The 24,253-nt window shown below is 52.4% G+C and carries 19 protein-coding genes; 8 read left to right on the top strand and 11 right to left on the bottom strand.

Annotated elements, in window-relative coordinates:
- Positions 1 to 105: 105 nt before the first annotated feature.
- Entirely contained in the window at positions 106 to 1,980 is a 1,875-nt protein-coding gene (locus EDM58_RS17380) for a sigma-54 interaction domain-containing protein (RefSeq protein ID WP_122914442.1), read from the bottom strand.
- Positions 1,977 to 3,707, bottom strand: a complete 1,731-nt coding sequence (locus EDM58_RS17375; RefSeq protein WP_122914455.1) for a sigma-54-dependent Fis family transcriptional regulator — start codon at positions 3,705 to 3,707, stop codon at positions 1,977 to 1,979. The genes EDM58_RS17380 and EDM58_RS17375 overlap by 4 nt, the downstream gene beginning before the upstream one ends.
- Positions 3,708 to 3,923: 216 nt before the next feature.
- Here EDM58_RS17375 and adh point away from each other — a divergent pair, with 216 nt between their 5' ends.
- Positions 3,924 to 5,444, top strand: coding sequence for an aldehyde dehydrogenase (gene adh / locus EDM58_RS17370; RefSeq protein WP_122914441.1), 1,521 nt, complete (start codon positions 3,924 to 3,926; stop codon positions 5,442 to 5,444).
- A gap of 3 nt (positions 5,445 to 5,447) precedes the next feature.
- On the top strand, positions 5,448 to 5,789 hold the full coding sequence (locus EDM58_RS17365; protein WP_122914440.1) for a DUF779 domain-containing protein: 342 nt from the start codon (positions 5,448 to 5,450) through the stop codon (positions 5,787 to 5,789).
- A gap of 78 nt (positions 5,790 to 5,867) precedes the next feature.
- Here EDM58_RS17365 and EDM58_RS17360 read toward each other — a convergent pair whose 3' ends face one another.
- Both EDM58_RS17360 and EDM58_RS17355 read right to left on the bottom strand, forming a co-directional pair.
- Entirely contained in the window at positions 5,868 to 7,262 is a 1,395-nt protein-coding gene (locus tag EDM58_RS17360; protein WP_122914439.1) for a DEAD/DEAH box helicase, read from the bottom strand.
- On the bottom strand, positions 7,210 to 7,830 hold the full coding sequence (locus tag EDM58_RS17355) for a class I SAM-dependent methyltransferase (protein ID WP_246000829.1): 621 nt from the start codon (positions 7,828 to 7,830) through the stop codon (positions 7,210 to 7,212). Before EDM58_RS17355 ends, EDM58_RS17360 begins: the two co-directional genes overlap by 53 nt.
- Positions 7,831 to 8,018: 188 nt before the next feature.
- Between EDM58_RS17355 and EDM58_RS17350 the strand changes: the two genes are divergently transcribed.
- Positions 8,019 to 8,711 carry a response regulator transcription factor gene (locus EDM58_RS17350; RefSeq protein ID WP_122914438.1) on the top strand — a complete coding sequence of 231 codons (693 nt, stop codon included), beginning with the start codon at positions 8,019 to 8,021 and terminating at the stop codon, positions 8,709 to 8,711.
- On the top strand, positions 8,689 to 10,929 hold the full coding sequence (locus EDM58_RS17345) for a sensor histidine kinase (protein WP_122914437.1): 2,241 nt from the start codon (positions 8,689 to 8,691) through the stop codon (positions 10,927 to 10,929). Before EDM58_RS17350 ends, EDM58_RS17345 begins: the two co-directional genes overlap by 23 nt.
- A 50-nt stretch (positions 10,930 to 10,979) precedes the next feature.
- Here the strand turns inward: EDM58_RS17345 and EDM58_RS17340 are convergent, their stop codons facing one another.
- The 7 genes from EDM58_RS17340 to EDM58_RS17310 form a co-directional block, all read right to left on the bottom strand.
- Positions 10,980 to 11,243 carry an HPr family phosphocarrier protein gene (locus tag EDM58_RS17340; protein ID WP_122914436.1) on the bottom strand — a complete coding sequence of 88 codons (264 nt, stop codon included), beginning with the start codon at positions 11,241 to 11,243 and terminating at the stop codon, positions 10,980 to 10,982.
- 24 nt (positions 11,244 to 11,267) lie between these two features.
- Positions 11,268 to 12,590, bottom strand: a complete 1,323-nt coding sequence (locus EDM58_RS17335) for a 6-phospho-beta-glucosidase (protein ID WP_122914435.1) — start codon at positions 12,588 to 12,590, stop codon at positions 11,268 to 11,270.
- Positions 12,587 to 12,913: a PTS sugar transporter subunit IIA gene (locus tag EDM58_RS17330; protein ID WP_122914434.1), complete on the bottom strand. Its 327-nt coding sequence runs from the start codon at positions 12,911 to 12,913 to the stop codon at positions 12,587 to 12,589. The genes EDM58_RS17335 and EDM58_RS17330 overlap by 4 nt, the downstream gene beginning before the upstream one ends.
- Positions 12,914 to 12,925: 12 nt before the next feature.
- Positions 12,926 to 13,666: a chitin disaccharide deacetylase gene (gene chbG, locus EDM58_RS17325; protein WP_122914433.1), complete on the bottom strand. Its 741-nt coding sequence runs from the start codon at positions 13,664 to 13,666 to the stop codon at positions 12,926 to 12,928.
- A gap of 24 nt (positions 13,667 to 13,690) precedes the next feature.
- Complete coding sequence (gene celB, locus EDM58_RS17320) at positions 13,691 to 15,040, bottom strand: PTS cellobiose transporter subunit IIC (protein ID WP_122914432.1); 1,350 nt, start codon at positions 15,038 to 15,040, stop codon at positions 13,691 to 13,693.
- A 12-nt stretch (positions 15,041 to 15,052) separates the two neighbouring features.
- Positions 15,053 to 15,355: a PTS sugar transporter subunit IIB gene (locus EDM58_RS17315; RefSeq protein ID WP_122914431.1), complete on the bottom strand. Its 303-nt coding sequence runs from the start codon at positions 15,353 to 15,355 to the stop codon at positions 15,053 to 15,055.
- A gap of 186 nt (positions 15,356 to 15,541) precedes the next feature.
- Positions 15,542 to 18,271 (bottom strand): sigma-54-dependent transcriptional regulator, encoded by a 2,730-nt coding sequence (locus EDM58_RS17310; protein WP_246000825.1) that lies wholly within the window; start codon positions 18,269 to 18,271, stop codon positions 15,542 to 15,544.
- A 163-nt stretch (positions 18,272 to 18,434) separates the two neighbouring features.
- Here EDM58_RS17310 and EDM58_RS17305 point away from each other — a divergent pair, with 163 nt between their 5' ends.
- From EDM58_RS17305 to lplT, 4 genes are all read left to right on the top strand, one after another.
- The gene (locus tag EDM58_RS17305) at positions 18,435 to 19,805 is read left to right on the top strand and encodes a sensor histidine kinase (RefSeq protein ID WP_122914430.1); all 1,371 of its coding nucleotides are present in this window, start codon (positions 18,435 to 18,437) and stop codon (positions 19,803 to 19,805) included.
- 37 nt (positions 19,806 to 19,842) lie between these two features.
- On the top strand, positions 19,843 to 20,481 hold the full coding sequence (locus EDM58_RS17300; protein WP_122914429.1) for a response regulator transcription factor: 639 nt from the start codon (positions 19,843 to 19,845) through the stop codon (positions 20,479 to 20,481).
- A 159-nt stretch (positions 20,482 to 20,640) separates the two neighbouring features.
- Entirely contained in the window at positions 20,641 to 22,755 is a 2,115-nt protein-coding gene (locus EDM58_RS17295; RefSeq protein WP_122914428.1) for an AMP-binding protein, read from the top strand.
- Positions 22,752 to 23,972, top strand: coding sequence for a lysophospholipid transporter LplT (gene lplT / locus EDM58_RS17290; RefSeq protein ID WP_122914427.1), 1,221 nt, complete (start codon positions 22,752 to 22,754; stop codon positions 23,970 to 23,972). Before EDM58_RS17295 ends, lplT begins: the two co-directional genes overlap by 4 nt.
- The last annotated feature ends 281 nt before the right edge of the window (positions 23,973 to 24,253 follow it).

Genomic DNA, 24,253 nt, shown 5'->3' with positions numbered 1-24,253 from the left:
TGTCGAAACCCGATAACGCTTTCAATTCAGCTAAATCAATGAAGTTATTAGTAAAACAGGAATGCAAAATAAAACAAAGTGTTGCAACGATTTGTTGCAACACTTTCACTCGATTCTGTACTGCTTCATCTTTCTCCATAGGGTGGTGCGGTCCATCCCCAACGTTTTGGCTGCCAAAGTCCGGTTGTGCTTGGCTTTCTCCAAAGCCCTCCTGATTCTCGCAGCCTCCGGGCTCTCATCTTCGGGACCGGACATCCCCGCTTCTCCATTTTCATACTCTGCCTTCCAGCTTTTCTTCTTTCCTTGAAATAACAACGCCACATCTTTGGCATGTATCTTTCCATCCCGAGAGAGCAGCACCATTCGTTCGACCACGTTGCGCAGCTCGCGCACATTTCCGGGCCAGTGATGCTCTTGCAGCAACGGGTAAATAGCGGATTCCAGCGTTACTATTTTCTGCTCATGCTGCTCGTTCATTTCCTGTATCATGCTCTCCAGCAACGCCGGAATATCGTCCAGGCGTTCCCGCAGAGCCGGCACCTCCAGGTTCAGCATGTTGATGCGGTAGTAGAGATCAGAACGGAAATGCCCCTTCGCGATTTCCCTTTCCAGATCCCGGTTGGTAGCTACGATGATGCGGACATCGATCGGTATGATCCGCTCGCCGCCGACACGTCTGACGCGGCGTTCCTGCAACACCCTGAGCAGATGCACCTGAATCCGCAAGGGCATTTCCCCGATTTCATCAAGAAAAAGAGTCCCGCCATGGGCTAATTCAAACAGCCCCGGCTTTCCTCCCTTTTTCGCTCCGGTAAAAGCGCCTTCTTCATAGCCGAACAGCTCGCTCTCCAAAAGGCTTTCCGGCAACGCCGCGCAGTTGACCGCGAGAAACGGCCCCAACGCTCGCCCGCTTTCCAGGTGAATCCCCTGTGCAAACAACTCCTTGCCCGTGCCTGATTCTCCGGTGATCAAAACCGTCGCATTGCTTTTGGCAAAGAGAGCTGCCTGCTGCTTAGTTTCCCGAATCGTCTCCGAGATGCCAATGATGTTTTCCAGTCGATACCGGGCCTCCAAACCGCTGTCATGCAGCTTTTTGCGGACAGACATCTCCATTTTCTGAATATCGGTGATCTCTTTAAAGTTGGAGACCGCACCCACCACCTGGTCCTTCACAATGACGGGAATGCGATTGATGACGATGGAACGATCCATGACGGTCGCTACGTCCCCTAACTCCTGCCGCCCGGTTTTCAGTACACGCAGCATGTCGGAATGCGGGATGTAATCGGTAATTGGTCTGCCCAGAACATCCCCTGACAGACCGAGCAGCATCTTCGCTTGCTCATTGACCAAAATAATCCGGCTCTGACGATCTACCGCGATCACCGCATCATGCAGGGAATCGACGACAGCCTCCAGAAGCAGCTTCTCCCTTCGCCGCTCCCGTTGATACGCCTCCAGTGAAAGAGCTTGCTGCAAAGCCCGAGTCAAGGTAGCCAAAGACGGCTCCACCACCTGCCACTCTCCTGACGGCGGCCTGACCCGGAGGCTCTGAGCATCCCATACCGGTGTCAGATAGATGGCCGGCTCCTCGGAGGCTTGCAGGCTAAGGAACTCGTTGGTTACAAACTGGCAAGGGCCATCGATCACATCGGGCTCGAGTGCGTGCTCCTTTTGCAGCCAATCCCTTTCTTTAGCGGACGCGCAAAAGACGGCACGTCCAAACTGCTTTCCCTTCTTCCGCAATCTGGAAATCTTGTCGCGAATATCTCTCATATCAATTGACAACGTGACTACGGGAACTGAGAGAGCAGCCAACTCTTTTGCATAGGGTTCAGGGGCAATCACAACAGAAGGTGTCATGCGGTGATCCAGGATGGATTGAATGGAAGAAAAAAACTCGAAATGATAATCATCTGTATCCAGCAAAGATGCAAACTTCGCCTCTGCCGATTTGTCTATTTTATAGAAAGCAATCATATTTCCTCCCAGGTAGCAGGCAAAGAAATGCGGTACTCCGCCAATTTTCGGTAAAGAGTATTGCGGCCGATCTGCAGCAGCTTGGCTGCCTGACTGACATTGCCTCCCGTCGACCGGATCGCGCGTTTGATGGCCTCCATTTCCGACTCCTTCAGAGAAGGCAGCCCTCGCTCGCGATAAGGGAATTCACCTGCTTCGTCCAATCCCTCCAATTGGATATGGGCGGCTTCAATATCTCCCCCGTCGGCCAGAAAAGCAGCCTGAATGAGCACACTCTGCAGTTCGCGGACATTGCCGGGCCAAGCGTAGGCAGCAAGCAGCTCTTGGGCTTCCCTGGAAATGCTCGCAGAACTACCGGGTGTGAGCTGTCGCAGCAGGTGCTCTGCCAGCGGAAGAATATCTGTGCGCTGGCGAAGCGGCGGCAGCTGAATCATGACTCCCTTGAGCCGATAGTACAGGTCAGCGCGAAAACGGCCAGCCTTGATTTCATCGGGCAAATGCCGATGGGTAGCCGCAATCACCCTTGCATGAATCGGACGCGGCTGATTGCTGCCGACGGGGGTCACCACCTTTTCCTGGAGGACACGCAATAGAGCTGCTTGCGATCTCAGTGACATGTCCCCAATTTCATCAAGAAAAATGGTTCCTTTCTTCGCCGCCTCAAATTTCCCGATCTTCCCCTCGCGCTGTGCTCCGGTAAATGAGCCGCCTTCGTAGCCGAACAATTCGCTTTCGATCAGATTTTCCGGAATTGCGCTGCAATTTACGGCGATAAACGGAGCATTGGAGCGCGGCCCCGTTTCATGGATCATCTGGGCAAACAACTCCTTGCCCGTCCCGCTCTCCCCCAGAATGAGCACAGGGAAATCGACGAGGGCTGCTTTTTGCCCCATCAGCTTGGCTTGCAGAAAATGCGGGCAGGTCCCGGCCAAGCGCGGAAATGGCTTCAACCCCGCCGTTTTTGCGGAAGGCCAAATCCTTCTGCGATTGTCTTTGACAGTATGGCCCATTCCTTTGTCCAGTTGCGGCATCTCGCTGCCGAGCACCTCCGCCCCCAAACGCTTCTTTGCAGACTCATTGATCCCTACGATGCGATCATCACGATCCAATCCGATCAACGGCATTGAACGCGAGGACGTTCGGACATCAGCATGGGGCAGGGCCACAACCCGATCGGCCTCGGCGTACAAAAAACGATTTTGCAGCGATTCGGCCACTATGCAGACCAGGCTCATGGACAGCGGATGGTTGTATTCTTTTCTCGTGCTGATATTCACGACGCCTAACAGCTCGCCGGCAGCGGAAAAAATCGGCGAAGCTGAACACGTCAGAAATTGATTTTCCAAAAAGTAATGCTGCTCCCCTTGCACATGGACAGGCACCCGTTCGATCAATGCGGTGCCGATGGCGTTGGTTCCCTTGAAGCCCTCGTTCCAGTTCGCGCCGATTTGCAGCTGTACTTTTTGCGCGTGGTTGGCAAATGTCGGATCCCCTACCGTATGTATGATGTTGCCGTCACGGTCAGCTAGCAGGGCGATATGTTCCGTATTTGCCAAGAAGGGCTCCAACCTCTCAAACAAGGGAAGACTTGTGCGAATCAGGAGATGATTGTCTCGAATGATTTCTTTGATTCGACTCATGGATATGATCTGATCGTATGCGTTCTCCGTGGCTTTGAGGTTCGATGCTTGGCAGCGTTTCCATGATTGTTGAACAATCGTCGACACTTCCCTTCCCTCCCACAAAAAATCATTCTCCTCCAGTATAACACGATTCATTCTCTGCACATTGTTCCATTATGGAACGGTCATTGCTCCGCTTCGGAACGATGTGTCCGGCTGTACGCCTTGGAAACCTTGTCATAGCAATACTTGCCGTCGATGGCATAGGATTTGCTGAATAACGGGATGAAAGGCACAAGAGAAATGTGAGGAGGCGTTCGCATGATCTATGCACAGCCCGGCCAAGCCGGATCAAAGGTGACATTCAAAAATCGCTACGACAACTACATCGGGGGGAAATGGGTCCCGCCAGTCAAAGGAGAGTACTTTGAAAATGTGACCCCAGTGACCGGCAAGGTGTTTTGCGAGGTAGCTCGCTCTACTGCCGAAGATATTGAACTGGCCCTGGACGCCGCTCATGAGGCAAAGGCAGCGTGGGGACGAACCTCGGTAACAGAGCGTTCCAATATTCTGTTGAAGATTGCTGATCGAATGGAAGCCAATCTGGAGCTGTTGGCCGTAGCCGAGACCTGGGACAACGGGAAACCCGTTCGAGAGACTTTGGCAGCGGACCTGCCGCTTGCGATCGATCATTTCCGCTATTTTGCCGGCAGCATTCGCGCACAGGAAGGAACCATCAGTGAGATTGACAACGGTACAGTCGCGTACCATTTCCATGAACCGCTTGGCGTAGTTGGACAGATTATTCCGTGGAATTTCCCGCTCCTGATGGCTACATGGAAGCTGGCTCCGGCTTTGGCAGCTGGCAACTGCGTCGTCCTGAAACCAGCGGAACAAACTCCTGCTTCCATTTTAGTGCTGATGGAGTTGATCGGCGACCTGCTCCCGGCCGGGGTCGTCAACGTTGTCAACGGCTTCGGTCTCGAAGCGGGAAAACCCCTGGCATCCAGCAATCGAATCGCCAAGATTGCTTTTACGGGTGAGACGACAACCGGCCGCCTGATCATGCAATACGCCTCGCAAAACATTATCCCGGTCACGTTGGAGCTGGGCGGCAAGTCTCCCAACATCTTCTTCCCCGATGTCTGCGCCCAGGACGATGCGTTCCTGAACAAGGCGATCGAAGGCTTTGTCCTGTTTGCTCTCAATCAAGGCGAAGTGTGTACCTGCCCATCCCGCGCACTGATCCACGAAAGCATCTACGAGCCATTCATGGAGCGTGCTCTGAAGCGCGTCGCCAGCATCAAGCAAGGCAATCCTCTGGATACCGAAACCATGATCGGAGCCCAGGCTTCTCTGGAGCAGGTGGAAAAAATCCTCTCCTACCTCGACATCGGAAAGCAGGAAGGGGCAGATTGCCTGATCGGCGGAGGGGCTGCACAACTGGAGGGAGACCTTAGCGGTGGCTATTATATTCAGCCGACTGTCTTTAAAGGACACAATAAAATGCGCATCTTCCAGGAAGAGATCTTCGGACCCGTCGTATCCGTAACGACCTTCAAGGACACCGAAGAAGCTCTCTCCATCGCCAATGACACTCTGTACGGCCTCGGGTCCGGGGTTTGGACACGGGATATGAATACCGCGTACCGCATCGGACGGGAAATCCAGGCAGGACGTGTCTGGACCAACTGCTACCATGCCTATCCTGCACACGCTGCGTTCGGCGGATACAAGAGCTCCGGAATCGGCCGCGAGAACCATAAAATGATGCTCTCCCATTACCAGCAGACCAAAAACCTCTTGGTCAGCTACAGCGACCAAGCATTGGGATTCTTCTAAGCCATGAACGCAGCAGAAAAAGTGCTCGCAACGGATGCTGCCCTCAAGCTGATCGAGCGGCTTCAGGCGAAATACGGCAAGCTGATGTTTCATCAGTCTGGCGGCTGCTGCGACGGCAGTTCTCCCATGTGCTATCCGCAGGGCGAGTTTCTCATCGGGGATCAGGATGTGCTCTTGGGCGAGATCGGCGGATGCCCGTTTTACATGGGCAAGGCCCAATACGAGTACTGGAAGCACACCCAGTTGATCATAGACGTAGTGGAGGGGCGGGGAGGCATGTTCTCGCTCGAAGGCCCCGAGGGGGTGCGTTTTCTCACCCGTTCACGCCTGTTTCCTGATGCTTAAAGACCAGCTGATAAAAAAGACCGTCCGTGACCTGCATATACGGGTCATGACGGTCTTTTTCCATTTGTTGTAAACTCGTTAACGTGATCGCGTTCGGGAATTTCTCTTTGCCGGTCGTTCCATTCTTGCGGCCTGGCTCCTCTTTTTCTGGCCCTGGCGTCTGCTGTCCGTGTTACTCCTCGGACCGCCGCCTTGACCCCGAACCGGAGACCGCCCCATCTCTTTTCTCTGCTCCGTTTTTGCTCCTCTTTGTCCGCGTGATTCCCGACTCGTCTGCTCTTTCTTGGGTTGGGCCGTCTCTATTCGCTTTTTTTCGAGGGGCATGCGAATTCCTGACTCGATCATTTCCAGATGCATGCGGTCTTTGGGCGCAACCAGGGTGATCGCGACCCCCTGCTCCCCCGCTCTGCCTGTTCGGCCGATCCGATGAATATAGCTCTCCACATCGTGCGGAATGTCGTAATTGAATACATGCGTGACACCCTCCACATCAAGACCCCTTGCCGCTACATCCGTCGCCACCAGCAATTGAATTCTGGCCTCGCGAAACCGTTTCATCACGTCTTCGCGCTTCGCTTGTGACAAATCTCCGTGAAGCTCGTCTGACAGATACCCATACCCCTGCAAAGCAGCATTCAAGGTACTGGCCCGGCGCTTGGTCCGGCAAAAGATCACAGCCATGAACGGACGCTGCTGTTCGATCAGCTCCCGGAGAGCAGACTGCTTGGCCCTGTCTGTCGTCTCCACTGCGATTTGGCGAATATCCTTGAGCGTAATTTGCTTGCCCTGCACGCGGACATCTTCCGGGTTGCGCATGTACCGCTTCGCCAGCGAACGCACCTGTGCCGGCATCGTTGCAGAGAAAAGCATCGTTTGCCGCTCTCCTGAGGTACAGCCGATAATTTCCTCCACCTCAGGCAAAAATCCCATGTGCAGCATCTGGTCCGCTTCATCCAGCACCAGCATCGATACCGTCGAAAGCTCGATCGTTCCGCGCCGCAGATGATCCAGCAAGCGCCCCGGCGTCGCGATCACGATTTGCTTCTTGCCTCGCAGCTTTTTCATTTGCCGCTCGACATCCTGCCCTCCGTATACCGCCAGCACATGGATATCGTCCAGCTGAGCCGACAGCTTTTTGGCTTCCGTCGTAATTTGCAGGGCCAACTCCCGGGTCGGCGTCAAAATCAGGGCTTGCACATGCTCGACATGCGGGTCAGCTTTTTCCAGAATCGGCAATAGAAAAGCGAGTGTCTTGCCTGTACCCGTCTGCGCCTGCGCGATCACATCTTTTCCCGCCAACAGCAAAGGAATTGCCTTTTCCTGGACAGGCGTTGCTTCCGTGATTCCATTTGCTTTTAATGTATCATGTAAGGGTAAACCAATTCCCAGTGACGAAAATGTAGCCAGAACGTCTTCCTCCTTAGTGGTCAGCTTTGGTGCACACCGCGATGCCGATAAAATAGCGCACACCATCCCGCGGCTTCTCAAACGTCACGCCGCGTTGGTAGTAAATCTCCTTTTCAGAAAAACGGTCGAACAGCTCTTCGAATTCAGCAGGCGTCAGTTGATGGACGTGAAAAGGCTCGCTTGTCGGCATCCCGCGTCCCCGCCCAAATGGACTGGACAAGATCAGCTTTCCACCAGGCTTCAGCATCTGATAGAGATTGTCCATAAAAAGGCGGTCATCGGCTACATGCTCAATCGTCTCAAAGCTCAGGATCGTATCAAACATCCCCAGCTTCCCGGGCAAATCCGGATCGAGCGCATCAGCCTGCTGATAAACGATCTTTTGATGGTGATACTCCCGATTGGCATAATCAATGGTATCTTTATCGTTATCTACAGCGACGAGCTGGATCAGTTCGCGCTTGCGTTCCTTGGCGACCATGTGACTGCCGTAGCCTGTGCCGCATGCAATGTCCAACACTCTGCCATGGATGTACGGAGTGGCAAAATAATAGCGGGCGATGTGCTCCAGCAACATGCCGTTCGTCGGTTTCAGCAGCTTGGGAATGATTCGTTCCCCCGTCCATTCAAGCAATCATGATCACCACGTTTCGTCGGTTTTCTTCACCCATCTTACCTTATTCGGTCAACGCATGGAAAGAAAACGGGCTGCCGGGGAGCCTCCAACGGGATTCGTAAGAAATTTGTAAGAGTTTTCTCCACTATTTTGTTAATGCTGATCGCTATGATAAAAACCATGAGTACAGACAGGTGGGAGGTTGCATGAAAAGCTATCATGTGCTCGTCGTCGATGACGAAGCAGAAATCCGCGATGCAATTGAGATTTACTTGAAAAACGAAGGCATGACCGTCTACAAAGCCGGAAATGGTTTGGAAGCTCTCGCCATTTTGGAGGAAGAGGACATTCATCTGATCATCCTCGACATCATGATGCCCAAAATGGATGGGATTACCGCAACATTCAAGATCAGGCAGGAGAAAAACATCCCGATTATCATGCTCTCTGCCAAGTCAGAGGATACCGACAAGATCCTTGGACTAAACATCGGGGCAGACGATTATGTCACGAAGCCTTTTCAACCCTTGGAACTGGTAGCAAGAGCCAAATCGCAGCTGCGGCGCTACACCAATCTGGGGCATTACAAGGAAAGCCAGGATGAAATCAGTGTCCGTGGGTTGACCTTGAACAAACTGACCAAATCCGTCACCGTAGATGGCAATGAAGTACGCCTGACAGCCACGGAGTACAAAATTCTGGAACTGCTGATGGGTCATACCGGCCGGGTGTTCTCCATTGAAGAAATCTATGAACGCGTCTGGAAGGAACCCTATCTAAACGCCGAAAATACAGTAGCCGTCCACGTCCGTCGCATCCGCGAGAAAATTGAAATCAACCCGAGAGAACCAAAATACTTGAAAGTGGTGTGGGGAATTGGATACAAAATTGAAAAATAAACGCTACGTCGCGCTTGCCCTGCTTGGTTTGATCCTTGTGACCACCCTCCTTGCGCTAACCGTCGCCAATCTCTACGATGACCGTCGCTTTCTGGACAAGGACTATTTCATCAGCAGGAACAATCATCTTATCTCCGAGGAATTGGCGACTGTCGCTAGGCTAATCAAGGAGGTCCACGTAGACTATGCCGACTACTCTACCAAATCCGCTCAGCAAAAGCTCGATAGTGATTGGCTGTCTGAACTCAATCAAGAGCGCGAACATCAGCTTGAGCAACTGAAAGCTGAGCTAGACGCGGAATACAACAAGCGAATAGAAGAAGCACGCGCAGCAGGCAATGATAGCCAGGTTTCCTTGCTTCAAGCGGAAAAAGAAAACAAACGTCTCAGCAGGGAAAGACAGATTAAGGCCGATTACGATGCAAAGATGAAGGAGAGCATCGCTGCTCGTGATAAAGAGTACGAGGCAGTCAAATTCAATTTGCTTCTCCGGGATGGCACATTTAAATACGCCATTCAGGACAAGAAAAACAATAAAGTCTATACCAATTTGGACCACGAGCCTACTGATACTGAGCTCAGACAAAGCGCACTGATCTCCGTCAAAATTCCCCAGCCAAAAGGGGAGCGAAACTGGGGACTGAACCGTTTTTTTCAGCAAAACCAATGGGAAGGACTTATCTATATACCCCGGGAAGCAGATCCTTATGAACCTGTTCTCCCCAACCAGTTTGAATCTGGCGAATTCGATTACGGAGGCTATTACAATCAGATCATAGATGACGTCAATTATTATCAGTCCATTCACGATCGATTGTTGAAAGAGATTGTCTTATTGATATTGTTTCTCTTCCTTGCAGCTGGACTCTTCTGGTATTTGAAAAAGAACCAGGCACTGGAACATTCCATGATCACGAAAAGTCAGTCCATCTTTCGCAGCATCCCAATGGACATCCGGCTTGTTTCGCTCCTGCCAGCAGGATTGTTTTATCTGATCTACTCCTTGGAGGCCAACTTTTTCTCGCTCCCCATCGGATTGGGTCAAGTTTTTACGCTTGTCGTAATGGCTCCATTCACTGCCTATTTTCTCTTGTTTGTATTAGAAGCATGGATCATGTTCAAGCAACCAGAGGCCTTTACCCAACAATGGCACAACAGCATTAGCCTGAAAATCCTTGCGGTCCTTCGAGACAGTTTTGCCGACAAAGGAATGTTTTTCAAGCTCGCGACGATCTTTATCCTTACGATTGGATTTTGTGTTGCTGCGGGCACTGGTTTGATCTACTTCGTAAAAAGGGATCTGGAGCCTTTTCTCCTCGCGTTTTTTTATTGCGTGTTCTACGTCTTGTTCGTACTGCCCTATATCCTGCGCCGCATCGCATTGTTGAATCGGATCACGCGCGGGGTCGAACAGATGTCTGCCGGGAATTTCGATGTCGTGATTGATGCTGGAAAGACCAAAGGCAAGCTGGCCAGCACTGCTCATTCCCTGAACAATCTCCAGCAAGGGGTCAAACGCTCTCTCGACAACCAGATGAAAAGCGAACGGCTCAAGTCGGAGCTGATCACCAATGTGTCCCATGATTTGAAAACACCGCTAACTTCCATCGTCAATTATGTCGACTTGCTGAAACGGGAGGATCTGTCCCCAGAAACGCGCAAGGAGTATGTACAAATTCTCGAACGGAAGACTGATCGGCTGAAAGCGCTGATCGATGACCTGTTCGAGGCGGCGAAGATGTCGAGCGGTTCCGTCGAATTAAATATCGAGCAAGTAAATGTAGCGGCACTGGTGAATCAGGCCCTGGCCGAGTTCAGTGATAAAATCGAGCAATCTTCGCTTACCTTCCGAACCAATATTGAAGATGGCAAGATTTACGCTCCGCTGGACGGCAAAAAAACCTGGCGCGTCTTTGAAAATCTGATCAGCAATGCATTGAAGTACTCGCTTCCCAATACTCGCGTTTACGTCGATTTGACCGAATCTGCGGATAAAGTAAGGTTTACGATCAAAAATGTGTCCGCCTACGAGATCAACTTCGACGCCGAGGAGCTGTTCGAACGCTTCAAACGAGCTGACGAATCACGCAATACCGAGGGTTCTGGTCTTGGCCTCGCGATTGCCAAAAGCATCGTCGAGCTGCAAGGCGGTAAGCTGTTTATCGAAATTGACGGAGACTACTTCAAAGTGATTGTCGAGTTCACTCGTTACCTATAAGAAAAAGCCAATCATCCGGGAAACTCTCTTCCCGATGATTGGCTTTTCTGCTATATCGCAAATTCACGCTGAAACAGATTTTGGACCTCCGCAGCAGCAGCTTCTTCATCAATGCCGTCAATCTCGAAGATGACTTCATCTCCTGTTTTTACCCCCAAAGCCATCACGCTAAGGATGCTTTTCCCATTTGCCTGCTTTTGGTCGCAAATGATTTTGACTGTCGAGCTGAATTGGTTCAACTGATGGACGAGCACCGATGCGGGCCGAGCGTGCAGTCCACCGCTGACGGTTACTTTTTCAGAAAATCGGATCATTCCATCTCTCCACCCCTTCCGTAATCAGGTAGTTACCTTGGCAAACTGGGGCAAATAGTCCTTGTGCGCTTCCAGCATCTCATCCAATATCTGTTTGGCTACCACGTCGGACGGGACGAGCGGATTGATCGTCATCGCCAGCAGAGCGAGATGATAGTCCCCTGTCACAGCAGCTTCTGCTGCCACCCTTTCGAATGACTTGATCTGCTGCACCAGTCCGCGAACCGCCACAGGCAGATCACCTACCGCCAAAGGGATTGGTCCTTCCTTGGTGATCACGCAGTTTACCTCCACCGCCGAGTCGTCGGGAATGCTGGCGATCGCGCCGTTGTTGCGCACGTTTACCGGCTGGATGTCCCGTCTGTCGTTGTAGATGGAATGGATCAGATTGCATGCTGCTTCGCTGTAATAGGCTCCGCCGCGTTTCTCCAATTGCGGTGGTTTGATCGCCAATTCCGGATCTTCGTAGAGTTCGAACAATTCCGCTTCCACTTTTTTGACCACCTCTGCCCGGGTCCCGTCTTTTTCCGCCGCCTCCAATTCATGCTCCAGCATCGTTTTTGTCTGGTAATAGTAGCGGTGATACGGGCAAGGCAGGATTCCCAAGGCCTTGATAAAATCCTTCTCCCAGCCCAGATCCAGGATGTTTTGCATCGTGATTCCCGATTGTTCGCTGCACAGCTTTTCGATCACCTGATCCGTCACATTTTCTCCGTCCACATAGACATCTGTGCCGTATACCATGTGATTCAAGCCAGCGAATGTAATATGCACGCGAGCTTGATCTACCCCAAGGATGGAGGCTACGCCCATCTTCATGCCGATCGGTACGTTGCACAAGCCGATGACCTTCCTGCGATTGGTATAGCGCAAGACTGCTTCCGTCACCATCCCGGCCGGATTGGTGAAGTTGATCAGCCAGGCATCCGGACAAAGCTCCTCCATATCACGGCAGATGTCCAGGATGACAGGTATCGTCCGCAAGCCTTTAAACAAGCCCCCAGGCCCATTGGTCTCCTGTCCGATCACTCCGTACTTGAGCGGAATTTTTTCGTCCAGAATGCGCGCATCCAACTGTCCGACACGGATTTGCGTCGTGACAAAATCAGCATCCTTCAAGGCCTCGCGCCTATCCAGCGTCAGGTGAATATCGATGGGAACCCCTGCTTTTTCCACCATGCGCTTTGCCAGCGCTCCTACCGTCTGCAGCTTTTTTTCTCCTGCCGGGACATCGACCAGCCATAGCTCGCGAACAGGCAACTCATCATAACGCTTGATGAAGCCTTCCACCAGCTCCGGAGTATAGCTGGAGCCTCCTCCTATGGTTACAATTTTGATTCCGCTCATACGCCTGCCCCCTTGCTTTGATGAATTTGGCCGTACATCTCGACGAATTCGGCTGCCAAATCCTTGATCGTCATCGCGTTCATCAGATGATCCTGGGCATGAATCAGCAGCATGCTCAGCTCCAGCTTGTCGCCTGCAACTTCTTTCTGAATCAATGCCGTTTGGTTGTGATGGGCTTTTGTCAGTTCATCCGCCGCACGGTCAAGTGCCTGCTGCGCACCAGCCATGTCTTTGTTCTTGGCGAAGGCAATCGCTTCCATCGCCAGGCTCCGCGCATTGCCCCCGTGCAGGATGAGTTGAAAGATCGCTTCCGTATGGTCCATATCTATCTCCACCTATCGAATGTCATGAAAAGTGACGAGCTGTACGCCTTTTTTCTCCAGATACTCGCTTACCTGTTTGGAAGTTAATATCTTCAGTTCCTTCGTCCGAGGCAGATGATAGCTGCTGCCCGCCAACACCTCATCATCGAGATATGCAGGGTGAGTCATGATTTCCGCAGTCGCACATCCGCCCCATTCATCTACAATCTCGCAGAACAAATCAGTGGAAAGTTGATCGCCATAGAAACGGTGCGAGAAACCCTCTGTCGTGATGCACGCCTGTTTCCGTCCTGCCCCGGCAAGCGTCCAGGGATTGCGGACCGGCACCTGATAGCGTTCGGCCAATTGGAGGACGATTGGCAAGACAGCCTCATGCGCGTGGACGTGGTGGTGGCTATCCAGATGGGACAGCGGCAGCCCGCTCTGCAAAAAACGCTCAATCTGGGCCGCAAACTCCCGCTCTATATCCTCTGGAGAAGCAGCCATCAGATGCTTGCTCCCGCGAAGGAACGCTCCGGTATGATCCGTCAAGGAAGGAACATCGGGGTGGACAGCATTCCCGCATGTCAACACGAGATGAACCCCCACCCCCAGCCTGGGGTTCTCCTTGGCGAGTCGGACTGCATGCTCAAAGCCGGGCATATTCACCATCATCGTTGCAGAGGAAACCACCCCGTTGACGTGCGCTTCTACAATTCCCAAATTGACACCTTTGGAATAGCCAAAATCGTCTGCATTCACAATCAGTTTCATTGCCAAGTCCTTTCTTCTTACAGATTACATGGTTAGGGTACGATCCGAATTTTGCGCAGCGCTACCCTGTTCCTCCGCCAGCTTTTTCTTATCCCACATGCGGAAAAACGGATAGTAGATGATGAGCGAGACAATGAAGTTAAATGCCTGCAGCACCATCCCCGAAATTTTTCCTCCGGTGGCCAGATAGCCGCTGATGATCAAGGGCGTGGTCCACGGCACCGCCACACCGCTCGGCTTCGCCACCAATCCAGTAGACATCGCGAAGTAGCTGATGATGACGAGGACGACAGGCGCCAGGATGAAGGGAATGATCAGCAGGGGATTCATGACGATTGGCATCCCAAACGTCACAGGCTCATTAATATTGAACAGGCCAGGCGCAATGGATAGTCTGCCGATATTTTTCATCTGCTGACTCCTTGCCCTCATCAGCATGAGGACGACCAAGGCAAGCGTGGCTCCTGATCCCCCCGCATAGATCCATAGATCAAAGAACTGCTGCGTAATGACGTTGGGCAGTTCTCCGTTAGGATCTGCCTGGAACGCCGCCCTGTTCTGATCCATCAAGGAAAGCCAAATCGGTCCCAACACACCGCCTACAATCGCTGCCCCATGCAATCCTACCGCCCACAGCATGTGGACCAAGAGAACCGCAATTATTGCGCCAATGAGGCTTCCGCCGAGTGCGTTCAGAGGAACGGCGAGAAGATCGGAAACGATGTTGTGGATGCTTTCAAACGAGGTGTTCTCCAACAGAATTCGCAGCAGCCAGACCACCAGCAGCACGACAAAAGCGGGGATCAAGGCGACAAAAGAGCGCGATACAGCCGGTGGGACACCAGCGGGCATCGTAATCACGATATTTTTTTGAATGATTTTGCGATAGATCTCCGTTGAAATGATCGCCAGAAGCATCGCGACGAACAAGCCCTGGCTGCCCATCAAAGCGACGGGAATGACCCCGCCTACTTCTACCGCCGCGGAAGCTCCTTCAGGCGTGAACATCGTCTTGTAGGGGGTAGCCAAGAGGAAGGCCGCTACCGAAATCGCTCCTGCCGACAAGGGGTCTACTTTATATTTTTCAGCCAAACGGTATGCCACCCCAAAACTTACGATAAGAGCCATAATGTCAAACGTGGCGTTTACCGGGTACAGCAATTTGGTCAGCCAATTTTCTCCGAACACCGAACTCATAAAGTCGTTGTAACCTGGAATGGGAAGAAAACCAATGATGAGGAAAAGGGAGCCAATAATCAACAGCGGCAAGGTTAAAATGATCCCGTCGCGTATTGCTTGCAGGTGTTTTTGCTCAGCGATCCGTCCCGCAACAGGCATGACGCGGTTTTCCAAAAACGTAATAAATCCGCCCATACTTACCCTCCTCTACTTTTTCAAACCCATTGCAAACTCCAGTACATTCTTTCCATTGAGTGTCCCGTAATCCAGCGCTTGAATCACATCGACAGGAATGCCCCGCGCGTCACCCTCCTTTTTCATCTCCGCCAGCTTGTAGCGAACTTGAGGTCCGAGCAGGAGTACGTCAGCTTGCCCAATATGCTGCTTGACCTCGCCCGCAGAGACTGCCCAAATTCTTGCCACAATCCCTTTTTCCTGCGCCGCCTGTTCCATCCTTTGGACCAACAGGCTTGTCGACATCCCTGCTGCACAACAAAGCAAAATGTTCACGTCATCTCCTCCCTTTCGTATACACTGGAAAAGATTGCAAGCGCCATGCCAAAACACCAAAATGTATGCGCTTTCACAAGTGTGGGCTCTCGCTTTGCTTCGTGTTTTATGGAAAACGCTTTAGTGTTTTGTCTTACGGCTAAATTGGAAAAAAAGAAAACACTAATCAGGCTAGTGTTTTATCCTCTACACCACAAAAAAGTTCATGATATAGCAAAGGTCATCGTCGCGAACGGCAACCTCGTATTTTTCTACAATCGGCTGCATCTCATGGCGCACCAGGCTGTACTCTTTTTTATGGGCAGTCAAATACTGTTCTTTGCCGGTGTACATGGTCGTCTGCGCCCCTTTTTTCAAGCGGTCGACCATACAGCAGATATGCAGATAGACCCCGATGCGCGTATCAAAATCCAACTTCCGGTGAAGGCGCTCCTCCATTCGGGCCACACAGGTCATCACATCGCGCAGCAAAGTTTCGACGGAATCCATTTTCAAATGTTCTCGAAGCTCCCCTTCCATTTTGTACAGGGCTTCCTCCTGGTCGATCATCTGCTGGATATCCTGCAGAGCCTCTCCTGTCACCACGTCATCCATCCCGAAGCAGCGCAAGTCTTTGTCCAGCATGTAATTGCTCACGACACACAGTACCTTTCGCCCTTCCTTGATCGCCTTCAATTGCTTGCGCGCCTCGGACTTGTCGATCAACTGCAGAGGCACGAACTCAAGCAACGACTCATCGTAGCGCAGTTTGGACTCCAACATCTTTTTCAGGAACAGAGCGCTCCCCTCCCCGGACAGGCAGGCTGCCACGATCGCGAGTGCAGGCATGCTTTGTAAAGGCTGTTCCCGTTGCTGGAATTCCACCAGCCCATGTCCCATGCTGACAACATCTCGATACACATCCTCCAAGGTATGCCCCAGCATCGCCTTCCTCGTTGCCTCGATCACGTGCGGCGTGCTGACCATCGGGATCACTCTGACCGGAATGCCCAGCTCCCTCTCGATCACTTCCCCAAACCCCAGCAGCGAACCCATGTCTACCAACAGCAACAGGCCGGCACTGCCTCCAATCTCCCTGGCTACCTCAATCGCCCGCTCCAGGATGAGGGAAGAATCCACTTCCAGGGGCAAATCGATGGCCCTGGCATATTGGGTTACCAGCAAGCGGTTTGTGACATCTGCCATCGCCGTAGCTCCACCGCTGCCATGCGTGATGACCAGAATCCCGATCATCTCCCGCTTTTCCTCGACCTCCTCATCATCCAGCACGAAGAACATCGTCAGATATCCCGCTTCCCCGATGGGCAGGTCCATCAGCAGAGCCTCCTCGATCATCCGCACACATTCCAAAGCGACGGCGAACTCTTTTTTGTACTTGATCCTCACATTGTTGACGTGCGGATGGACGATCTGCTTTCCATGACTCAGCCGTTCCCGTGAAGTCTGGATATGCAGAGCCAGTCCGAAAATCACTTTTTGACTCAGCACCTTGCCCAAACGGGACTCCGCATATCGGACGATCTCTTCTACCAGCCGGATAATCACCGGGTCAATGATGCGCCGCATATCCTCCTTGTTGATTCGCTGATGAACACCTTTGATAAACGGCGTAAAGTAATTTTCGATGTCGAATTCCAGTTCTTCCTCACTGACTCCTTGATCGCGCAGCTCCGCAATTTTCTGCTCGATCTTTTCGTAGACGCTGTCCGCCGAATCTTCTCGGTCCCGCACGACCAGAATATTCTCTGCCTGGGGCTGAACGACAAAGCTCTTGTGATCCGTGCCAAACAACTCTTCCAGCGCCGGCCGCATCTCCTTGGCATACAATAGTCCTTGCTTGACGTGATGAGGCAAATCCTGGACCGAGACCCGCAGCTGTTTTTTTCCCGCAGAAATAAAATCCGCATACGCCCTTGCACAGGTCAGCTGTATATCGGTATGCAACTGCCCAATGTTGTTGGGGCAGTGATAGGACAAAAAGGCGTGTATCGCACTGGCAGAGACGTGAATCTCCCGCCCGAGGCGAAACGCTTCTTCACGGAAAAAACTCATCGTAATATGGTACCGCTCCTCAATGCCCCGCTCGACTAGCGAAGGAAGCTTGATAATCATCGGGATTCGCCGGATAAAGGTCTTGAGCAGGCTCGATTCCGGATTCTCCGTCGTCGCCGAGATGATCTGCACCTGCGCGGAGCGCTCTACCTCTGTCTCTCCTACGCGACGAAATGTCCCCTTGTCCATAAAAGTAAAAAAGATTTCCTGCCCCTCAGCCGGCAGGCGATGCACCTCGTCAAGAAAGAGAATCCCGCCATCCGCTTTTTCGACCAGGCCGCGTCGATCCTGTTCCGCACCTGTATACGCCCCCTTTTTCACGCCAAAAAGTTGGCTGATCAACAGCTGGGGATTGTTCGCATAGTCCGCGCAGTTAAAGACGACAAAAGGCGCTTCCGGGCTCAACCGCCCGATATCCACCGCAAATTCGTGAATCCAGCCCGCAAACACCGATTTGCCTACGCCTGTCTCACCCAGGATCAGACAGTGCATCCCCCGCGGCGGATAGAGAACAGCTGCCTTCGCCTGCTCGATCTGCGTCTGCAAGCTCTTGTTCGTCTTCGCCAGGCGATCCAATGCCGTCTCCACCTGGTATCGGGAATCCCCGGTCGGCTTCACATGAAACAAAGTAGGCCGTCCCACTACCTTCTCTATCTTTTGCTCTTTCCATAACAGATTCAGATCGCTGCTTACATTGGCCCTGGAGAGTCCCAGCATATTCGCCAGATCGCTGGCGCTGACCCGCGCTTGCGGACCTAACTCCATCAGCTTCTGAAAGATCAAGTCGACCCGTTTCATTTCATCACCGCCAATCGTTAGTGGAAAATGCCGATACACATAGAAGCAGTTCGGTTTCATTTCCATGCAGAGAAGGAAATTCCTTCCTTATTCAGCTCTCGTCGATTTATTTCTGACCCGCGAGCACTCCTACGGTATAATGAATGTATACAAAACGCTCTTGACTCATGACCACGCGTCTCATCCCTGGAGTCGTTTTGCACTGATAAGACAGGAGATTGTGACAGCCATGCTGGTTTTCATTTTGTTTACCATCTGGGCATTGGGATTGTTCGTCTTGTTTACCGATCCCCGTCGTACAGAGATTCGCTGGGGAAGCGCGACTGCGTTTGTCGGAGGCGGCGGATTCCTTGCCGGCGTCATCGATGAATTCATCCTTGTCCACTATGCAGATATTCTCGCTCAACACCCGGGCTGGCTAAGCGTATTTTCCATCTTGAGCAGAGGCGCTTCCTTCGTGTGTCAGGTGGGGCTTCCCTATACCTTTTTGATGTTCGCGATCCACTCCAGCGACACCATCTCGAAAAAAGTCAAAAGAGTAATACAATACACGGCGCTGATCCCACCGCTCGTCATGCTGATGATCACGCCGCTCTATCCCGTTCTCGATTTCAACTATTGGATCATGGTAGCGTGGGTGATTCCGTACTTTTTGGCAGCTTGTACCTTGCTGATCATCCTGTATCGGCAGGAAAAAGATCCTTTGGTCAAAAAAAACCGTTTCTTCACCAATATTCTGATCATCGTGCCGCTCTTTTTCGTCTTTACTTTTATCTACGTTATGCGAATTCAAAACGACTACGACGCCTGGCGCTACAATTCACTCGTCGTCGGAGTCCAGTTTATTTTTATCGTGGCGATCAGCCTGAAATACGGCTTCCTCGGAGTCCGGCTCCGCGTAGAGAAAAGGCGGCTGGACAGCACCCTGCGCGCGATCACCTCCGGGGCACAAATCGTCAACCATACGATCAAAAATGAAGTCGGCAAAATCTCCCTCTACGCGGAGCGGATGCAAGCCTATGCGCAAAAGACCGATCAGCCGCAGCTGCAGGAGGACGCAGCGGTGCTGCAGCAATCCTCGGAGCATATCCTGAACATGGTAGCGCGCATCCAGGATCAATTGCGCGAGGTAATCCTGCAGGAAGACACCGTCTACCCGGGCCAGATCGTCACGCAGGTCGCGAATACGCTGGCACCCTATACGGAGAAATACCGGATCGAGGTCGTGCTGGAGCTGGAGGATACGGAGCCATTGACATGCGACCCCGTACAGCTTCGCGAAGTCCTTACCAATCTGGGCATGAACGCGATCGAAGCTATGAGATCCGGCGGCCGGCTCGCCTTCCAGGTGTTTCGCTCCAAAAAGCATCTGGTCATCGCCGTCGCCGATACCGGCTCCGGCATCAGCAAGGAAAACCTCCCGCATGTCCTGGACCCTTTTTTCTCCACGAAAAAGACGGGCCACAACTTCGGGCTGGGGCTCTCCTACTGCTACCATGTCATGCAAAAGCATCAAGGAATGCTGGAGCTGACCAGCGAGCCCGGTAACGGCACCACCGTTTTCCTGTTGTTCCCGAAAAAACGCATCGTCCATCACTGACCCATTCATCAAAAGCCGAAAGGAGGCCTAGCACACCATGGAGAAGATCAAGATTTTTCTCGTAGAGGACGATCCAGCATGGCGCAAAGGGCTCGTCGATTACCTGAACAGCCAACCCGACATCACGGTTACCGGGGAAGCAGGCACCAAGGAAGAAGCATTGGAACGCTTCCAGCCCGAATGCACTGATGTCATCCTCATGGACATCAATCTGACCCAAAACAACCTGGACGGGATCGAAACCGTCTACATCCTGACCGAGCAGCATCCGGCATGCAAAATCATCATGCTCACTTCCCTGACCGATGAGCAAGTGATCGTCGAGTCCTTCTCAGCCGGTGCGGTCAACTACATCAGCAAATCCAGCTTCAAGGAAATACCCGACGCCATCCGCGCTGCCCACTCGCAGCAGTCGGCGATTCACGCCACGGCAGCTGCCGCTTTGCGCAATGAATTTTTACGGATGAAAAATGAAGAATACCAGAAGCTGCTTTCCCCCGCGGAAAAAGACATCCTGCAGCTCATCCACCAGGGTCAGACCCAATCGCAAATCGAACAATCGCTCCACATCACCAAACGGACGATCAAAAACCACATCAACCGCATCCTCAAAAAAATGGGCGTCAAAACCAGCAAGGAGGCAGCCGCCAAAGCAAGCCAGCGCAAGCTTTTCTAGCGAGTACGGCGGGCTTTTGGGGGCTGCCTTTTTCTCTCTCCTGCCCCTTCTGACCAAGACTTATGACCAGGTACCAAGCAAAGTTGGTACTTTTTTAATTCTCCCCACTCTTTACAATTAAGGCTAAGCAATCATCATTTTTGTAAAGGTGTGGTATTCATGTTTTTGGTTCACGCCCTGCTGAAAGCAATCCTGACACTGTGGTTCCGCCCACGCATGAAAGGTCTCGAAAAGCTCGACCTTTCCCAGCCATCCTTGATTACGCCCAATCACGTATCTCTTTTGGATGCGGTATTGCTCTCCTTTACCTTGCCGAAAAACGCCACCTTCGTGGTCAACACGGAGATCGCCAAAAAGTTCGCCTTCTTTCTGCGCTTCCGCAAGCATGTCACCGTCGATCCACTCAACCCTTACTCCATTCGCCACATGCTGCGCGTGCTGAAAAAGGGTGAGACTCTGGTGATTTTCCCGGAAGGACGCATCACCACCACTGGCAGCCTGATGAAAATTTACAGCGGTGTCGGCTACCTCGCCATGCGTACCGGCGTCCCCGTCTATCCCGTGATCATCCAAGGACTGCAGCGTTCGAAATTTTCCTACTTGCAAGGCAAATTGCGTCTGCTCTGGTTCCCTGACGTCACGTTTACGATCGGAAATCCGTTTACCATCGCCCATGACAAGAACCGCTCGATGCGCGAACAAAAAGCATCTGCCAGCGACCTGGTATTGCGTACACTCCAAAACGAGCTGTTCCAAAGCCAGATGAAAACCAACGTCAACCTGTTTGACGAAGTCTTGCAAGCAGCGAAAATCAACGGCCCTAAGATGGAAATTGCCAAAGATCTGACTACGGCCGTCAATTACCGGACCTTGCTGGTCGGCAGCTACCTGCTCGGCAACAAGCTTCGTCCGCAGCTCTTGGGCCAATCCACAGTCGGCCTGTTTCTGCCCAATTCGGTCGGACACCTGATTACTCTGCTGTCCCTGTTTCGCATCGGCAAAACACCAGCCATTCTGAACTTTTCGCTGGGCATCCGCCCCTTGCTGGACTGCTGCGAAACAGCGGAGATCAAGACGATCTTGACCTCCCGCGTCTTTATTGAAAAAGGGAAGCTGGACCCGATCATCGATGGTTTGCAGGACCAGATGAAAATTGTCTATCTGGAGGACTTGAAAGAGACTGCCACTACTTTTGACAAAATCGCAGCGCTCATCCGTTACCTGACCAAACAGCCTGCACAAAAATCCAACAACGAGCTGGTGCTGTTTACATCCGGCAGCGAAAGCAAGCCAAAAGGGGTCGTGCTGACCCATACCAACCTGTTTGCCAACATCCAGCAGGTGACCAGCGTGATCGACATCACGTCGCGCGACAAGTTTTTCAACGCCTTGCCGATGTTCCACAGCTTCGGTCTGACAGCCGGCACCTTGCTGCCCGTCGTCAAAGGAGTGCCGGTCTACCTGTACCCCAGCCCATTGCATTACAAGGCGATCGCCGAGCTGGTCTACGATCAAAACGCGACGATCCTGTTCGGAACCTCCACCTTCATGGCTGGATACGGCCGCATGGCTCATCCGTACAATTTCTACTCGCTCCGTTATGTGTTCGCAGGAGCTGAGAAGCTGAAAGACGACGTCCGCCAAATGTGGATGGAGAAATTCGGTGTGCGAATCTTCGAAGGCTACGGCGCTACAGAAACAGCCCCGATCCTGTCGCTGAACACACCGCTCGCAAACAAGCAAGGAACAGTAGGACGCCTGCTTCCAGGCATGTCGTATCGCCTGGAGGCCGTCGAGGGGATCGAGGGAGGAGGCCAGTTGCTGGTAAAAGGGCCCAATGTGATGAAGGGCTACTTGATCCACGGAAAAGGCTTCCTGCCAGCAGAAGACTGGTACCAGACTGGTGACTTGGTCGAGGCAGACGCGGAAGGCTATCTAACCATCAAGTCCCGCCTGAAGCGATTCGCCAAGATCGGCGGAGAGATGGTCTCGCTGAACCTGATCGAGGAGTTGGCGATGCAATGCTTTGGTCACTCCGGGTTCGCTGCCATCACTGTGCATGATCAGCGAAAAGGCGAGCGCGTACTGCTCTACACGACCGATGAGACAGTGGAGCTCGGCCCGCTGCGCGCCTACATCCAGCAGCTCCAATTTTCACCGTTGCTCGTACCGGGAGCGATCCGGCATGCAAAAGCACTGCCTCTTCTCGGCAGCGGAAAAACAGATTACGTCAGCTTGAAGCAATGGGCTGAGCGTGGAGGAGAAACAGCATGAAAACGCGATTACAACCCTTGCAAGCCTTATATTTTACCCAGTTTCTATCTGCCTTCGCCGACAACATGATCCTGTTTGTGATCGCGAATCTGCTGCGGGAGAACGGTTTTTCTCCCGCCATGCTCGCGCTCGTCTCCATCTCCTTTTTTCTGCCGTATCTCATTCTGGCACCGCTCGTGGGACCGTTCGCAGACAAACATCCCAAGTCGCTCGTGCTGGTGATCGGCAATTTGATCAAGGCTCTCGGCGTCCTGCTCTTGTTTTTCATTGATCAATCCAGCATCCTGCTGCTGATGCTTTGCTACTTTACGGTCGGCGTAGGCGCGGTCGTCTACTCTCCTGCCAAATACGGAATCTTGCCGGAGTTGACGAAAAACGAAGAGGAATTGTTTCATGCCAATGCCCGCATCGAAGCCTATACGATTATCGCGATTCTGACCGGGATCGGCGGCGGCGGTGCGATTGCTTCCATGACGCACCCGCTGCTTTCTTCCGGCATCTGTCTCGCTCTCTATCTGCTGTCGCTTGGGGTGACATTTTTTATTCCGCGCATGCACGGAGATGCTACGATTCGTTACGGTGCCGAGGCACGCCGCTTCTTCCTAGATTTCGGGAAGCTGATGAAACGGCCGGAGACCAACTTCGCCCTCGTCGGCACGGGAGCGTTCTGGATGAGTTCCGCTGTTCTGCGCGTCGCCGTGCTGGCATGGATTCCAGCCGCGCTGGCCATCGACCCGCAACACTTTTCCGTTTCGCTGATTCTGGCAACGACATCTATCGGGATTATCGCAGGAGCGTTTTTGGCTCCCAAATTGATTCCGCTGCAGAAGTTCACTCGTTCCTTGCTCTACGGCTTTGGCATGTTCCTCGTGATTGTGCTGTTTCCCTGGATTCACGTCACGTTTATCGCCATCTGTCTTTTGCTTCTGGTCGGCTTTATGGGCGGGGTGTTCATCATTCCGATGAATACGGTCTTGCAGGAGGAAGGGAAAAAGATGGTGGGCTCGGGGAAAACCATCGCGATTCAAAACTTTATCGAAAACTTTCTGATGGCTGCAGGTTCCGGCATCTACTATCTCTTTACGTACATGAGTGATTCGATCTCCGGCGCCATCGTCTTGCAAGGGTTGGTCCTGCTGCTCTTTCTGTTCTATCTGGCGAAGATGCGCAGACAGATTCGCGGGAGAACAAGTATGCAATCAAGGAGTGTTTCGTAGGTCCTCCTACTGTAGTGGAGCGGAGGAAAAAGGGAAAAACGCTTCAGGCGGGTTGGGATCTTCGCTGTGGGTCATCCCCGGCCGGCTCCACTTCAAAGACGGAACCGCGGCCAAAAGCAGCCATTTCGAAGATGGGATTCAGGGTGTAGAGTAGAGAACTGACGCTTTCTGGCGACCGTTTGGTCGCCTTACTCCTATCAGTTCCCCCTCATCAAACCGTACGTGAGGTTCTCCCTCATACGGCTTTCCGATGTTCTTCTTTCCTTGGCATTCGGTTATCG

This window comes from Brevibacillus panacihumi, assembly GCF_003710985.1.
Taxonomy (GTDB): domain Bacteria; phylum Bacillota; class Bacilli; order Brevibacillales; family Brevibacillaceae; genus Brevibacillus; species Brevibacillus panacihumi.
Note: the sequence above shows the minus strand (reverse complement) of the source record. Positions and strands in the feature narration are given on the sequence as shown.